Raw genomic sequence first — 14625 nt, 5'->3', positions numbered from 1 at the left:
CATGCTGCGCGTCGATGTCGAAAAACAACTCGGTGAATTCTCGCTCGCCGCATCGTTCACCGGCGAGGGCCGCGTCATCGGCCTGTTCGGCGCCTCGGGCGCCGGCAAGACGTCACTGGTCAACATGATCGCGGGGCTGCTGCGGCCGGACCGCGGCACCATCGTGCTCGACGGCGAGACCGTCGACGACACCGCGGCCGGCATCCATATCCCGACCTGGCGCCGCCGTATCGGCTATGTGTTCCAGGATGCGCGGCTGTTCCCGCATCTCAACGTCGCGCAGAATCTCGACTATGGACGGCAGATGAACCGCCTGGCGCCGGATCCGGCGCAGCACAAGCGCGTCATCGACCTGCTCGATATCGGCACCCTGCTCGGCCGCCGCCCTGGAAAGCTCTCCGGCGGCGAGCGCCAGCGCGTCGCGCTCGGACGCGCGCTGCTGGCAAAACCGCGCCTGCTGCTGCTCGACGAGCCGCTCGGCGCGCTCGACGAAGGCCGCAAGCTCGAGATCCTGCCCTATCTGGTGCGGCTGCGCGACGAGGCCAACGTGCCGATGGTCTATGTCAGCCACGACGCCGCCGAGCTGCGCCAGCTCGCGACGCAGATCGTGATGCTGAAGCAGGGGCGGGTGACGAGTTTTGGCGGAGTGAAGGTGCTGGCGTGAGACCGTAGCCCGGATGGAGCGCAGCGCAATCCGGGACTCTTCCGTACCGATACAGCGGCCCCGGATTACGCTGTGCTCCATCCGAGCTACGAACTGTTGTTCGAAAAGCGAAGGTCGAGCCTCGCCGTCATTGCGGAGTTTCTCTCGTGCCCGGACGCGACGCAGCACGTAGTGATGCGGCGCAGAGCCGGGGCCCACATCCACCATGGGTCCCGGCTCTGCGCAGCAACGCTTACGCGTTGCAGCGCGTCCGGGACACGAGAGCCTCGCTAAACCCCCGCCACCGAGGTCCACACATCCGCGAGCTTCTTCCTCAGCGTCTGCGCGCGCGTCAGCGGCGGCGGCGTCTCGTCTTCTTCCGGCAGGCGCAGGCCGACGACATTGACGCGGCCGCCGGAGATGCTGCGCGCGACCAGCACGATCTCGTCCAGCGGCAACTCGGCGCCCTCCTTCGGGGCGCGGTCGAGATGGACGTCGAAATAATCGGCCAGCGTCAGCTTGCTCTCGTCCTCGCCGACCTTGACGCCGTAGATCTCCGCAAGTTCGGCGAGCGTGTGCTCGCCGGAGACCATGAAGTCGCCGAGCAGATGCGGGTCCGGCGCCGAGCTCGGCTGCATGTCGACGAAGAAGCGGTCCAGCGACTCGGCCTTTTCCGGCGGCGCCAGCAGGTAGATGTAGTCGCCGGGCGCAATCGGATCGGCTTCCGACGGCGTCAAAATGTTCTCGTTGCGGATCACCAACGTCGGCTTGGACCAGGACGGGATCAGGCCGCGACGGAAATACAGGCTCTTGGGCCGCACCGGATAGCCGACCAGCTGCTGCTCGAGCTGCCCGGGTAGATCCAGCTCTACACGGCGCGGACCGCGCTCGGCGCGCGGCAGAGCGACATGCAGCTTGCGCGCGGCGGGTGCCAGCGTCCAGCCTTGCAAGAGCAGCGAGATGATGACGACGACGAAGGCGACGTCGAAATAGAGATAGGCCTTGGACAAGCCGACCAGCATCGGGATCGAGGCCAGGAAGATCGCGACGGCACCGCGCAGGCCGGTCCAGGCGATGAAGATCTTTTCGCGCCAGTTGAAGCGGAATGGCGCCAGGCACACGAACACCGCGATTGGCCGCGCCACCAGCATCAGCACGAAGGAGACCCCGACCGCCGGCAAGACGCTGGCCCCTAACCGGCTTGGCGAGACCAGCAGGCCCAGCAGCACGAACATCACGATCTGCGCCAGCCAGGTCGCGGCATCGAGGAAAGCCACTACCGAATTGTGCGCGCGGGTCGGCCGGTTGCCGATGATGATGCCGGCCAGATAGACCGCGAGGAAGCCGGAGGCGTGCATGATCTGCGAGCCGCCAAAGATCACGAGGGCCGCAGTCGTCACGAACGGCGCGTGCAGGCCCTGCGGCAGCGCGACCTTGTTGAGCGCGATGACGACGAGCCGTCCGCCGAAGACGCCGACCACGGCGCCCAGCACCGCCTCCTGGATGAACTCCATCGCCACATGGCTTGCGGAGCTCGATCCCAGCGAGATGTATTCGACCAGCATCAAAGTGAGGAAGATCGCGAAAGGATCGTTGGTGCCGGATTCGGCCTCCAGCGTCGCGCCGACGCGCGGGCGCAGGCGCAGGCCCTGGGTATGCACCAGCAGGAAGACGGCGGCGGCGTCGGTCGAGGCGACCACCGCGCCGACCAGCAGCGACTCCGTCCAGTTGAGGTCGAGCGCGTATTTGGCGAACGGCGCCGTGATCAGCGCGGTCAAGAGCACGCCGACGGTCGCGAGCACCACGGACGGGGCGAGCACGGTGCGGATGCTGGCAAAGCGCGTCTTCAAGCCGCCGTCGAACAGAATCAAGGCCAGCGCGACAGAGCCCACCAGATAGGTGGTGCGGACGTCGTCGAACTGGAGCTGGCCGGGGCCGGAATCGCCCGCGAGCATGCCGATCAAAAGGAAGACGAGCAGCAAGGGCGCGCCGAAGCGCAGCGCAAGCAGGCTCGACAGGATACCGGCCATCACGAGGACGGCGCCGAGCAATATGGCGATGCTGACGGAGTCGAGGGAAGCCATCCACCTTCCGGGTAAAAACAGCTGGAAGGGCATCCATATCGTCGCGGCCCCGGCACGCCAACCCATTTCTCCCGCTCGCGGCAATCTGCCCGCGTTTTGCGGCCTTAACGCGCTTCACTTAGCGGTGTATCGATGGCCCGGCCGCGCCCTTTGTGGGATTCTGTGGCTCCCTCGAATCAATTCCTCCCCGCTTGCCGACGAGACCGATGGACATGGACCTCAAGGACTTCATGGAGTTCGTGCAGACCACCGCGCGCAGCGTCGGGGCGGAAATCTCCTCGCCCTGGTTCTACCTGCAATTCGGTCTCATCCTGGCCGCGGCCGGCATCGCCTATGCCGCGGAGACCGGCGTGCGCAACCGGGTCGACATGACCGCGCTGACGATGCGCTGGCCGCTGCCGCTCCGGCACTTCGCCCGGGTGATGGTCTCCAGCGCCTCGACGGCGGTCTTCACCCTGCTCGTGATCATCTCGCGCGTGGTGATGTACCACGCGACCTGGCCGAGCCGCTCCTATCTGCTGATGGTCGCCGCCAAGCTCGGCTTCGCCTGGCTCGTGATCCGGCTGGTGACCTCGGTGCTGCGCAATGCCTTCATCGTCCGCCTGGTATCGATCACGGCGTGGCTTCTCGCCGCGCTCTCGATCCTCGGCCAGCTCGATACGACGGTCGACCTGCTCGATTCCTACGCGATCGTGCTCGGTGGTCTCAGGCTGACCCCGCTGCTGGTCCTCAAGGCCGGCGCGCTCCTGCTGATCGCGCTGTGGCTCACCAACATCGCGAGCAATTTCGCCGAGAGCCGGATCAACGCAACCACCGACCTGACGCCGTCGGTGCAGGTGCTGCTGGTCAAGATCATCCGCATCGGGCTTCTTGCCATCGCAATCGTCATTGCGCTCGGCGCGGTCGGCATCGACCTGTCGGCGCTCGCGGTGTTCTCCGGCGCGGTCGGCGTCGGCATCGGTATCGGCCTGCAGAAGATCGTCGCCAACTTCATCTCGGGCATCATCCTGCTCGCCGACAAATCGGTGAAGCCCGGCGACCTCGTCACCATCGGCGACAATACCGGCCGCATCAGCGCGATGAAGACGCGTTATATTTCCGTCGCCGCCGGCGACGGCCGCGAGTTCCTGGTGCCGAACGAGGATCTGGTGACGCAGAAGGTCGTCAACTGGACCTATACCGACAAGAACACGCTGGTGAAGATCGCCTTCGGCACCAACTACGACGCCGACCCCCGCCTGGTCACCAAGCTCGCCGCCGAGACCGCAGCGGCCCATCCGCGCGCCACCAAGGGCAAGCCGCCGAACGCCATCCTGACCGAGTTCGCCGAAGCCGGGATGAAGTTCTCGCTGACCTTCTGGATCGCGGACCCCGACGGCATGGACAACGTCAAGAGTGACGTGATGCTGTCGCTGTGGGACGCTTTCAAGCGCGAGGGCATCCGGGTTCCCTACCCCGTCCGCGAAATCCGGGTCCGCGGCGGCGCGCTGCCGGTGGAAACCTCCGTAGAAGTCCCGAATTAGGCCCGCTTTCGGGCGCAAGAGGCGGCAAGATCCTTATTTTGACGCGTTTTCTTCACACGAACCGGTAGCCACTTCGCTCGAAAACGCTCTGCCTTGGCTTGCACGAAGGCCCGCAATCATTAAATTGGGGCCTGAAATCAAGACTTTCCGCCGATATCGAGCCCACCTCAGAAGATTGCGCCCGCATGAGCTACGTCGAAGCCTCCGATACCTCCCTGCGCAAGACCGGACAGATCAAGCTGCATGGGCCGAGTGCCTTTGCCGGCATGCGCAAGGCGGGCGCGCTGGTGGCGAAGTGCCTCGACGAGCTCACCGACATCGTCGGGCCCGGCGTGCCGACCGAGCGCATCGACGAATTCGTCCGCGACTTCGCCTTCAGCAACAATGCCTATCCGGCGACGCTGATGTATCGCGGCTATCGCTACTCGACCTGCACCTCGCTCAACCACGTCGTCTGTCACGGCATGCCCGGTGACCGTCCGCTAAAGGAAGGCGACATCGTCAACATCGACGTCACCTTCATCGTCGACGGCTGGTACGGCGATTCCAGCCGGATGTATGCGGTCGGCCCGATCGCCCGCAAGGCCGAGCGGCTGATCGAGGTGACGTATGAAGCGATGATGCGCGGCATCGCCGCGGTGAAGCCCGGCGCCACCACCGGCGACATCGGCCACGCCATCCAGAGCTTCGTCGAGCCGCAGGGCATGAGCGTGGTGCGCGATTTCTGCGGCCATGGCCTCGGGCGCATGTTCCACGACGAGCCGAACATCATTCATATCGGCCGGCCCGGCGAAGGCGTGCAGCTCAAGCCTGGCATGTTCTTCACCATCGAGCCGATGATCAATCTCGGCAAGCCGCATGTGAAGATCCTCTCCGACGGCTGGACCGCCGTCACCCGCGACCGTTCGCTGTCGGCGCAGTTCGAGCACTCCGTCGGCGTCACCGCTGATGGCGTCGAGATTTTTACGCTGTCGGAGCGGCACGGCGAGAAGCAGATCGGGTAAGGCTTCAAAGGCTCGCCGGCCGGACGTGAACCGCATTTGTCCCCGCAATTGACGGTTGCAAAAACGCGGTTCCGCGGCAATGCTGGCGGCCGATGCCCGCCAAGCCGGACCACGACAAGAGCAAGCCTGAGGACCCGCCGCACTATCACGGCCATCGCGAGCGGCTGCGCGAGCGCTTCTACAGCGCCGGCGCGGATGCGCTGAGCGATTATGAACTCCTGGAGATGGCGCTGTTTCCGGCGCTGCCGCGGCGCGACACCAAGCCGCTCGCGAAAACGCTGATCAAGATTTTCGGCTCGTTCGCCGAGGTCGTGCACGCGCCGGTGGCGCGCTTGCGCGAGGTTGACGGCATCGGCGAGGCCGCGATCAACCAGCTCAAGCTGATTGCGGCCGCCGCGAGCCGCGTGACCAAAGGCGAGGTCAACAGCCGCAACGCGCTGTCGTCCTGGAACGAGGTGATCGACTATTGCCGCTCCAGCATGGCGTTTGCCGAGAAGGAGCAGTTTCGCCTGCTGTTTCTCGACAAGCGCAACCAGCTGATCGCCGACGAGGTGCAGCAGACCGGCACCGTCGACCACACCCCGGTCTATCCGCGCGAAGTGATCAAGCGCGCGCTGGAATTATCGGCGACCGCCTTGATCCTCGTGCACAATCATCCCTCAGGCGATCCCTCGCCCTCGCAGGCGGATATCCAGATGACGAAGGCGATCATCGACATCGCAAAACCGCTCGGCATCGCCGTGCACGACCACATCATCGTCGGCAAGAGCGGCCACGCCAGCCTGCGCGGGATGCGGTTGATTTGACACTTCCAGGGAAGTCAGTCTCGACGAAGTAACTGGACCTGGCGAGTTGACGTCATTCAGCGGCCAGATGCTCTGAGGCAAGCTTCCGCTTCATGCGCGCGATCGCCTTGGGTCCACCGCCGGCGAGTTCTTTGGCGATGACCCCCAACCGAGGATCGGCGGGACGATAGCGGTTGCCCCAATCGCCGAGACTCACCAGCACGGGCAGCAGATCAATTCCGGCCTGCGTCAGCTGGTACACCGTCTTGAGCTTGTGATTGGGATCGTCGTGACGAGTGACGATCCCTTCGTCCAGAAGGGTCTGCAGCCGTTCTGCGAGGGTGCGCGATGAAATGCCCTCATCAGAGTGCAGGAACTCCCTGAAGTGCTTTTTTCCCGCAAACACCATGTCGCGAATGATCAACAACGTCCATCGATCGCCGACGATCTCCAGCGAAAGATTGACCGGACAGCCCGACTTCTCTTTGCCCGCCATTACGATTCCATTTTTAAAGCGATTTACTATTGACACCAATAGCATCCGCGCCAATGATTGCAAATGTAAATCGCTGATCGAAGTGAGGAAGCCATGACCCGTTTGGAGCGATCGACTGGAGGTCAGCGAACGATTGTGGTGGTTGGCGTCACCAGTGAGGTCGAGATCCTCGGCCGCGCTCTCGGCAGGCAGGTTGCCTATCAAGCAGCGCCCTATTCGAACGTTCGCGCGGGCATGATCGAAAACGACATATCGGCGAGTTTTGCCGACGCGCTGATCGAGACTGCCAGAAGCTTCAACAATGGCGAGCGCTGGGCAATGGAGGCGCCGGGTCCACGGAACACAGCCCTGACGTCACTGGAGCGCTGGGCCGAACGCGCCTTCGGTGCAGCCGGTCCCGCCTGAGACAGCAATTTCAAGGGAGTTCGGAGATGAGGAAACTCGTTCTTCAAATGCAGATGTCGGTCGACGGCTTTGTCGGCGCGGACCGTGCCCGCGATTGGCAAGTTTGGGGCTGGGGCGACCACAACCCCTGGGATGAAGTGCTCAAGCGTGATTTCAATGGTCACTTTGAGTCAATCGACAGCATCCTGCTGAGCCGTAAGATGGTTGAAGAGGGGTACCTCGACCATTGGGGCAACGCCGCCAAGAAATTCGCGCAAGATCCCTTCTACGCATTTGCACGGCGCATCGTCGACATCCAGAAGGTGGTTCCAAGCGACAGATTGCAGAAATCCCGCTGGGAGCGCACGATCGTATGCAGCGGAAATCTCCCGCGCGAGGTCAGTGCTCTGAAAGCGCAGCAAGGCGGCAATATAGCCGTCTTCGGGGGCGCAAGTTTCGCCTCAGCACTGATCGCCGCCGGGCTGGTGGACGAATTCCAGTTTTACGTCAATCCGGCAGCACTGGGCAGCGGACGACGCATCTTCGATCAGAGCGGCTTCCACAAGCTCCGTCTCCTCGGCTGTCAGGCCTATGATTGCGGGATTGTGGTCAGCCGCTATGCGCCGATGGCCCAGACCTGACACAATGCGTGTTGGAAGCGGCGGAGCACGGTGACAAGCATCGAAGCCTAGCTGAAGCAGGTTGGAGCAATACGGTCGACGGTTCGCACACCGTCAGTAGCAATACCGCGGATCGACCGGGACGTAGCGGCCGTCCGGGCGCGGCATGTAGCAGCCGCGCTGATAGGCGTAGTAACCGGAGCGGCGGCGCTCGCCTTCGGAGGCGATCGCGGCGCCCGTGCCGGCACCGACGACGGCGCCGATGGCAGCACCGCGGCCTCCGCCGAGCGCGCCACCGAGGATCGCCCCGCCGACGCCGCCGATGATCGCGCCGCCGATCGCATCCTGGGCCGCGGCCTCATGCACCGGCACCGCCATCGCAACCGTCAGACACACCGCCATTCCAACAGCTCGAAGCATCCCGAATCCTCCCGGTTGACGCCGCCAGTCATAGCGCTCGGGACGGCGCCGGGCCAGACCAATTGTCGCAGCCAGCGCGGGGCCTCAGGGCCGAAGCTTACGGTTCGACCCAGCGCTGCACGGCCTCGACGGTATCGGCGGGCGTGGTGTTGAAGCAGATCGCAGCGTCCGGCGCCAGGCGATGGACGAGGTTGAGCACCTTCTCGAACAGCACGAGGCGCTCCTTCGGCTCGCGCAGGCCGGCGCCGATCACGACGCAGTCGAAGCGCTCGTCGCGCAGCGCCGCCGTGACGCCGGCTTCCGCGGTGACGTCGAGATCGATCAGGCAGCTCGTGACCTCGAAGCCGAGATCGCGCAGGCGCAACAGCTGCGCCTCGATGTAGGTTCGCACGAGCTCCGGCGTGAGCTGCGGGAATGCGCTGTAGTCGGCACTGCCGGGTTCGATGCCGATCGCGAGGACGCGCTTGGCCATGCCGGATCTCCCAACGAAATCACCTCTTCCGTCAACGAGATGCCCGGTCTGCAGGTTCCGCCTTCGCGTGGCGCCATTCGGCGGCAACGAATGTCGGGCCGCCTATTGCCGCAGCATGATCAGGGGATCGGCGGTATCGGGGACGCGCCGCCACTGTGCGTTGTCGTCGGCTTCGAACTGCCAGACGTTGCCCGATTTCGACATCAGGATGATCTGGCCGCGCTCCAGCCGCCATTGCGTCGGGTTGAACTGCGCGATGGCCGCGTCGCATTTCGGCTTGAGGAAGACCTGGAAATTGTCCTGGCCGGCTTCCGTGTTGGTCAGCGTCAGCCCGCAGACCGGCTGGCCGTTGCCGCGCACCATCGCCCAGTCGCCGATCATCTGGTCCATCGACTTGGCCATCGAGCGTGCGGCGGCGAGATCCTGCAGGATGTAGACGCCCTCGCCCTGACGCAGGCCTTCGAAGATGCCGGCCTCGACCTCGGTGAAGTCGATCACGGCTTCACCGGTCGCATCCTGCAGACGGACGATGTCGAGGCCCCTGACGCTCCAGGCGACGATGTCCTTGGTGAAGGGCAGCGCCGCCTTGCAGGCCGGCTCCAGCTCGAGCTTGAAGCCCTGTCCTGCGACGTCGCCCTTCATCGTGACGACGCAGGTCTTGCTGCGCTCGGTGGTCGATAGCTCCCACTGCCCGAGCATCTCTTTCTTCAGGGTCGTCGTATCCTGCGCATGCGCGCTGCCGATCGCGGCCAAGGAGGCCGCGACGGCGAATGCAACGACCCGAAGACTTCGCATCAGCGCCCCTTGAACGGCGTTTCGGCAACCGGCGTCAACGGCGCCTTGCCTGAGAACCAGGACTTGAGGTTGTCGACCACGAGCTGATCCATCGCGTTGCGCGTCACCACCGAGGCCGAGCCGATATGCGGCAGCAGCACGACGTTCTGCATGGTCTTGAGCTCGTCCGGCACGGTCGGCTCGGCCGCGAACACGTCGAGGCCGGCGGCCAGGATGGTGCCGGACTTGAGCGCCTGGACCAAAGCCGGTTCGTCGACCACCGAGCCGCGCGCGACGTTGACCAGCACGCCGCGCGGGCCGAGCGCCTTGAGCACCTCGGCATTGATCATCTTGTTGGTCGAGGCGCCGCCGGGCACGATCACCATCAGCGTATCCACCGCCTTCGCCATCTCGATCAGATCGGGATAGTGCTTGTAGGAGACGTCCTTGGACGGATTGCGCGAGTGGTAGACCACCGGCACCAGCGAGGCATCGAGGCGGCGCGCGATGGCCTGGCCGATCCGGCCCATGCCGACGATGCCGACCTTGCGGTCGCGCAGCGAGCCGACACTGAGCGGATAGTTCTGCGTCTGCCAGAGCCCGGAGCGCACGTAGCGGTCGGCCTTGATGAACTCGCGCAAGGTTGAGATCAGCAGGCCCATCGCGACGTCGGCGACCTCCTCGGTCAGCACGTCGGGCGTGTTGGTGACGATGATGCCGTGCTCGGCCGCGTATTTGGCATCGACGTGGTCGTAGCCGACGCCGAAGCTTGCCACCATCTCGATCTTGGGCAGCTGCGACAGCGAACCCTTGTCGGCACGGACGGTGTGATAGGTCACCGCCACGCCGCGGATCTTCTCGCGGATCGCCGGCGTCAGCCGTTCGAGGTCGCCGTGCGTCTCGGCCTTGTGCACGATGAAATGGTCGGAAAACCCGTTCTCGAGGATCGGCCGCACCGGCCCATAAATCAGAAGGTCGATCTTTTCGGACGAAATCGAACCGGCAGCCATCAGTTTTCCTTTCCAAGCGCGCTCTCATGCCAGCGCCGTAAAACGAGGTGGGAAACTACCGCCAGCACCCCATAGATGACAATCCCGGCCAGCGACAACAAAAGCAGCGCTGCGAACATGCGGGGTATGTTCAATCGATAGCCCGACTCGGCGATCCTGTAGGCGAGCCCGGAGCCCGCACCGGCCGTTCCGGCCGCAATCTCGGCCACGACCGCGCCGATCAGCGACAGGCCGCCTGCGATGCGCAGGCCCCCGAGAATATAGGGTAACGCCGCGGGCAGCTTGAGAAAGCGCAGCGTCTGCGGCTTTGAGGCGCCATAGAGCTGGAACAGGCCGGCAAGGTTGCGATCGACCGAATTCAGCCCGAGCGTGGTGTTGGACAGCACAGGGAAGAAGGCGACAATGAAGGCGCAGACGACAACTGCGGTCTGCTGCTCCAGGTAGATCAGCAGCAATGGCGCGATCGCGATCACCGGGGTGACCTGGAGGACGATGGCATAGGGGAACAGCGAATATTCCACCCATTTCGACTGGTTGAACAACAGCGCCAGCGCGATGCCGCCGATGCTGGCCGCGGCAAAACCTTCGAGCGTGGTCAGCAGCGTGGTGGCAAGCGATTGTGACAGCACCGCCCAGTCCTTGATCAGCGTCAGGACGATGACGGAAGGCGCCGGCAGCACGTAAGGCGGGATGTCCTTGATGCGGACCATGAGTTCCCAGGCGAGGATGCCGGCCGCGAACACGATGACGGGAAGCACGAAGCGCATCGCTCGTTGCGCGCCTCGCGGTTTTGCGGTGACGGCCGCCTGCGCGCTCATAGCGTCGACTGCCCCGAATAAGACGGGGCCAGCGCGGCCGACACCTTCCGGCAATAATCGGAATAGGCGGCGGAGGTGCGAAACGTCTCGCTGCGCGGCTCGACCGTCTCGATGCGGATGTCGGCCTGGATGCGGCCGGGCCGTGCCGTCATCACCACCACGCGCTGCGACAGATAGACGGATTCGAACACCGAATGGGTGACGAAGATGACGGTCTTGCCGAGGCTGCGCCACAGCGCGAGCAGATCATTGTTGAGGCGGAAGCGCGTGATCTCGTCGAGCGCGGCGAACGGCTCGTCCATCAGAAGGATATCCGGATCGGTGACGAGCGCGCGCGCCAGCGACACCCGCATCTTCATGCCGCCAGAGAGCTCGCGCGGAAAGGCATCGGCGAAATCGGCGAGCCCGACGCTGGCCAGCGCCGCGTCGGCACGCCCGCGCGCCTCCGCCTTCGGCACGCCGGCGAGCTTGAGCGGCAGCCTCACATTCTCGCGCACGCTGGTCCAGGGCATCAAGGTCGGCTCCTGAAACACGAAGCCGATACCGTGACCCGGCTGCACCACGCCCTCGTGATGGGCCACCCGCACGATGCCTGACGACGGCGCGCTGAGCTCCGCGATCAACCGCAGCACCGTCGACTTGCCGCAACCGGACGGGCCCAGCAGCGAGATGAACTCTCCCTTGCGGACAGTGAGGTCGAACGGGCCGAGCGCCATGACGCCGTTGTCATAGGTCTTCGTCACGCCGCGCAGGCTGACGGCGAGATGCGTCAGGCCGGCGTCGGCCGCGGACGAGGTTTTGCCTGATGACATCGAGCTTGCGCTACGGCTTGCCCGGGCGCAGCTCGACGCCGACGCCCTTGTTGACGAAGCGCAGCGTGTAGGATTTGCGGAAGTCGAGTTCGGGCTTCACGACGCCGGCCTTGACCATCTTGTTGAAGAAGGAGGTGTAGCGCTCGTCGCTCATCGCGCCGATGCCGTTCTTCAAACTGTCGCCGGAATCGACGATGCCATGCTCCTTCATCTTGGCGACGGAATAGGCCAGCAGGTCGTCGGTCATTTCCGGATTGAGCTTCTTGATCATGGCGTTGCCCGCGGAATTGTCGCGGTAGATGTAATTGTACCAGCCGATCATGGAGGCATCGACGAAACGCTGCACCAGGTCGGGCTTCTTCTCGACCACGTCGCGGCGCGTCTCGATCAGGGTCGAATAGGTGTTGAAGCCGTAATCGGCCAGCAGCAGCACGTTGGGCTTGAAGCCGGCGGCCTTCTCCACCGCGAACGGCTCGGAGGTGACGTAGCCCTGCATCGCGCTCTTGGGATTGGCGATGAAGGGTTGCGGATTGAAATTATAGGGCCGCACGTTCTTCTCGTTGAAGCCGTATTCGGACTTCAGCCACTGGAAATAGCTGCCCATGCCCTCCTTGGAGACGAACAGCATCAGCGGCTTGAGGTCCTCGATCTTGCTGACCTTGGCATCCGGCTGCGTCAACATCACCTGCGGATCCTTCTGGAAGATCGCGGCGATGGTCACGACGGGAACGTTGTTGGCGACCGCGTCGAACGACATCAGCGTGTTCGCGGCCATGAAGAAATCGATCTTGCCGGCGATCAGCAGCATCCGGTTGTTCTCGTTCGGACCGCCGGGAACGATGGTGACGTCGAGGCCGTATTTCTTGTAGGTGCCGTCAGCGACCGCCTGGAAGAAGCCGCCGTGCTCGGCCTCGGCGACCCAGTTGGTGCCGAAGGTGACCTTGTCGAGCGTCTCGGCATGCGCCTCGGCGCTGCAGACGAAAGCAGCCATCAGGCCCGCAATGAACGCTCGCCGCAGATGAGAGGGGGTCATAATGGCACTCCGTCGATCGCTTCCAGCATAATCGCGTCTAGCTCGTGGCAGGCCAACGCGATAAAACCGCATGACGTCAGGGGACACGAGCCGGCCGGGCCCGCGTCCCCTGATAACCCAAATTACGTGACAAATTCGGGCAATGAAACCTCCAAAGAAAACTCAATGATGCCATCCCGCGACTGGACCGAAATCCGCTGGGCCGATGCGCCCCCCGCGGAGACGTCGCGATGGATCGCGGTGCTGCCGCTGGCGGCGACCGAGCAGCACGGCCCGCATCTGCCGCTCACCACCGACGTGCTGATCGCGGACGCGTACCTTACGCGCGTGCGCGAGCTTCTGCCCGACAACGTTTCGGCCAGTTTTCTTCCCGTCGAACCGGTCGGGATTTCCACCGAGCATATCGACTATCCGGGCACGCAGACGCTGCCGACTGAAACCGCGCTGAAGCGATGGACCGGGATCGGCGAGGAGGTCGCGTGGCGCGGCGTGAAGAAGCTCGTCATCATCACCAGTCATGGTGGCAACAGCGCGGCCATGATGCTGGTGGCGCAGGATCTGCGCGCGCATCAAAAACTGTTCGTGGTGACGACGTCATGGTCGCGGCTATCAGGCGCCGACACATTGTTCCCGGCCGACGAGGTGCGCCACGGCATTCATGGCGGCGCGGTCGAGACCTCGATCATGCTGGCGCGCTATCCCGATCAGGTGCGTAAGCATGCCATCGCGGATTTTCCCGCAAGCAGCATCGCGATAGAGCAGCAGTATCGCTGGCTGTCGACGCAGCGGCCCGCGCCGTTCGCCTGGCAGGCGCAGGATCTCAACGCCAGCGGCGCCGTCGGCAATGCGACATTGGCCGTGGCGGCCAAGGGCGAGCAGCTCATCGATCAAGGCGCCCGTGCTTTTTGCGAGCTCCTGAGCGAGGTCGATAACTTCGACGTGAACAGGCTCGCCAAGGGGCCTCTCGGCTAACCAGCATCCTCTTGGAATCATTCACGAAAACTCCTCGCTCCGGGAGCGGATTTGCCGCATTCGAACGGGACGCGGGGAGCCTCCGTCAAACTGGGCACGCGGGCCACAACGGACCGCCTCAACCCCGGATGGAGTTTCACATGTCGATCAAGACCAAGATTGCAGCTCTCGCTCTCGCGACCCTCGCCGTCACCGGCAGCATCGTGTCCACCACCTCCTCGGCCGAAGCCAAGCAGCCCGGTTGGGTCTGGAGTGTCGGTGCCGGCATCGCCACCGCCGCCGTCGTCGGCTCCGCGATCGCCGCCAACAACGATCCCTATTACTACGGCTATCACCGCTGCGGCTGGGTCGCCCAGTACAACGCTTTCGGCCAGTACGTTGGCCGCGTTCGTAGCTGCTACTGATCTGAGTATCTGAGGCCGATCTTACGTGGATCCTGCGTCCGACACGGGCGCCTCATCCACCCCGTGTCGTGCCCCCGACCCCGCCCGGCTGTCCCCCCGGGCGGGGTCATTCTTTTTGGGCCGGGAATTTGTTGCCGTCCCGTCACACAGCGGTGCGAACCATCCCGTGCGCCAATCTTCACCAGTTGCTATTGCGAATTAATCGCAATAAGGTTCGCGACAAGCTCAGGAACTTGGGACGAAATCGCGTCGAATCGAGATCATCTCGATGACGCGAGCAACCAAGACCTGATGACAGGGCCGCCGCGAATCGGCAGGGATATCGCGGCGGGTGGGACACATTCGCGTTTTGGGGGCGTGCGTTTTGACGT

Annotated in this window: 17 protein-coding genes; 8 read left to right on the top strand and 9 right to left on the bottom strand. The window is 64.1% G+C overall.

All coding sequences use genetic code 11. The annotated features are described in order from the left end of the window. The first annotated feature begins 1 nt into the window (after position 1). Positions 2–664, top strand: coding sequence for a molybdenum ABC transporter ATP-binding protein (gene modC / locus GA0061098_RS20190; protein ID WP_091959850.1), 663 nt, complete (start codon positions 2–4; stop codon positions 662–664). A gap of 269 nt (positions 665–933) precedes the next feature. Here the strand turns inward: modC and GA0061098_RS20185 are convergent, their stop codons facing one another. Next, positions 934–2727 (bottom strand): potassium/proton antiporter, encoded by a 1794-nt coding sequence (locus tag GA0061098_RS20185; RefSeq protein WP_091959848.1) that lies wholly within the window; start codon positions 2725–2727, stop codon positions 934–936. A 206-nt stretch (positions 2728–2933) separates the two neighbouring features. Here GA0061098_RS20185 and GA0061098_RS20180 point away from each other — a divergent pair, with 206 nt between their 5' ends. The 3 genes from GA0061098_RS20180 (at position 2934) to radC (ending at position 6060) form a co-directional block, all read left to right on the top strand. Next, complete coding sequence (locus GA0061098_RS20180) at positions 2934–4250, top strand: mechanosensitive ion channel family protein (protein ID WP_165637487.1); 1317 nt, start codon at positions 2934–2936, stop codon at positions 4248–4250. Positions 4251–4435: 185 nt separating this feature from the next. Next, entirely contained in the window at positions 4436–5254 is an 819-nt protein-coding gene (gene map, locus GA0061098_RS20175; RefSeq protein WP_018316408.1) for a type I methionyl aminopeptidase, read from the top strand. A gap of 92 nt (positions 5255–5346) precedes the next feature. Then, complete coding sequence (gene radC, locus GA0061098_RS20170) at positions 5347–6060, top strand: RadC family protein (RefSeq protein ID WP_091959846.1); 714 nt, start codon at positions 5347–5349, stop codon at positions 6058–6060. A gap of 52 nt (positions 6061–6112) precedes the next feature. Here the strand turns inward: radC and GA0061098_RS20165 are convergent, their stop codons facing one another. Further along, positions 6113–6535 carry a winged helix-turn-helix transcriptional regulator gene (locus tag GA0061098_RS20165; protein ID WP_091959845.1) on the bottom strand — a complete coding sequence of 141 codons (423 nt, stop codon included), beginning with the start codon at positions 6533–6535 and terminating at the stop codon, positions 6113–6115. 93 nt (positions 6536–6628) lie between these two features. On the opposite strand from GA0061098_RS20165, the gene GA0061098_RS20160 reads away from it, so the two are divergent. Then, positions 6629–6940 (top strand): hypothetical protein, encoded by a 312-nt coding sequence (locus tag GA0061098_RS20160; protein ID WP_129590901.1) that lies wholly within the window; start codon positions 6629–6631, stop codon positions 6938–6940. 26 nt (positions 6941–6966) lie between these two features. After that, on the top strand, positions 6967–7560 hold the full coding sequence (locus GA0061098_RS20155) for a dihydrofolate reductase family protein (RefSeq protein WP_091959839.1): 594 nt from the start codon (positions 6967–6969) through the stop codon (positions 7558–7560). A 93-nt stretch (positions 7561–7653) separates the two neighbouring features. On the opposite strand, the gene GA0061098_RS20150 is transcribed toward GA0061098_RS20155, so the two are convergent. From GA0061098_RS20150 to GA0061098_RS20120, 7 genes are all read right to left on the bottom strand, one after another. Beyond that, complete coding sequence (locus GA0061098_RS20150) at positions 7654–7959, bottom strand: YMGG-like glycine zipper-containing protein (RefSeq protein WP_091959836.1); 306 nt, start codon at positions 7957–7959, stop codon at positions 7654–7656. Between the two features lie 97 nt (positions 7960–8056). Beyond that, complete coding sequence (locus GA0061098_RS20145; RefSeq protein WP_091959833.1) at positions 8057–8431, bottom strand: hypothetical protein; 375 nt, start codon at positions 8429–8431, stop codon at positions 8057–8059. 102 nt (positions 8432–8533) lie between these two features. Beyond that, on the bottom strand, positions 8534–9226 hold the full coding sequence (locus GA0061098_RS20140; RefSeq protein ID WP_091959830.1) for an AprI/Inh family metalloprotease inhibitor: 693 nt from the start codon (positions 9224–9226) through the stop codon (positions 8534–8536). Continuing rightward, a complete protein-coding gene (locus GA0061098_RS20135) occupies positions 9226–10215 on the bottom strand; it encodes a 2-hydroxyacid dehydrogenase (RefSeq protein WP_091959825.1) in 990 nt (329 codons plus the stop codon). Before GA0061098_RS20135 ends, GA0061098_RS20140 begins: the two co-directional genes overlap by 1 nt. After that, on the bottom strand, positions 10215–11033 hold the full coding sequence (locus GA0061098_RS20130) for an ABC transporter permease (RefSeq protein WP_091959822.1): 819 nt from the start codon (positions 11031–11033) through the stop codon (positions 10215–10217). Before GA0061098_RS20130 ends, GA0061098_RS20135 begins: the two co-directional genes overlap by 1 nt. Continuing rightward, entirely contained in the window at positions 11030–11845 is an 816-nt protein-coding gene (locus GA0061098_RS20125) for an ABC transporter ATP-binding protein (protein ID WP_091959818.1), read from the bottom strand. The genes GA0061098_RS20130 and GA0061098_RS20125 overlap by 4 nt, the downstream gene beginning before the upstream one ends. A 10-nt stretch (positions 11846–11855) precedes the next feature. Next, positions 11856–12836, bottom strand: a complete 981-nt coding sequence (locus tag GA0061098_RS20120; protein WP_245323446.1) for an ABC transporter substrate-binding protein — start codon at positions 12834–12836, stop codon at positions 11856–11858. A gap of 207 nt (positions 12837–13043) precedes the next feature. Between GA0061098_RS20120 and GA0061098_RS20115 the strand changes: the two genes are divergently transcribed. After that, positions 13044–13850: a creatininase family protein gene (locus GA0061098_RS20115; protein ID WP_091959809.1), complete on the top strand. Its 807-nt coding sequence runs from the start codon at positions 13044–13046 to the stop codon at positions 13848–13850. A 140-nt stretch (positions 13851–13990) separates the two neighbouring features. After that, entirely contained in the window at positions 13991–14254 is a 264-nt protein-coding gene (locus GA0061098_RS20110) for a hypothetical protein (RefSeq protein ID WP_165637486.1), read from the top strand. The last annotated feature ends 371 nt before the right edge of the window (positions 14255–14625 follow it).

This window comes from Bradyrhizobium shewense (genome assembly GCF_900094605.1).
Classification (GTDB): Bacteria; Pseudomonadota; Alphaproteobacteria; order Rhizobiales; family Xanthobacteraceae; genus Bradyrhizobium; species Bradyrhizobium shewense.
This window is presented reverse-complemented; position numbering and strand designations above follow the sequence as displayed.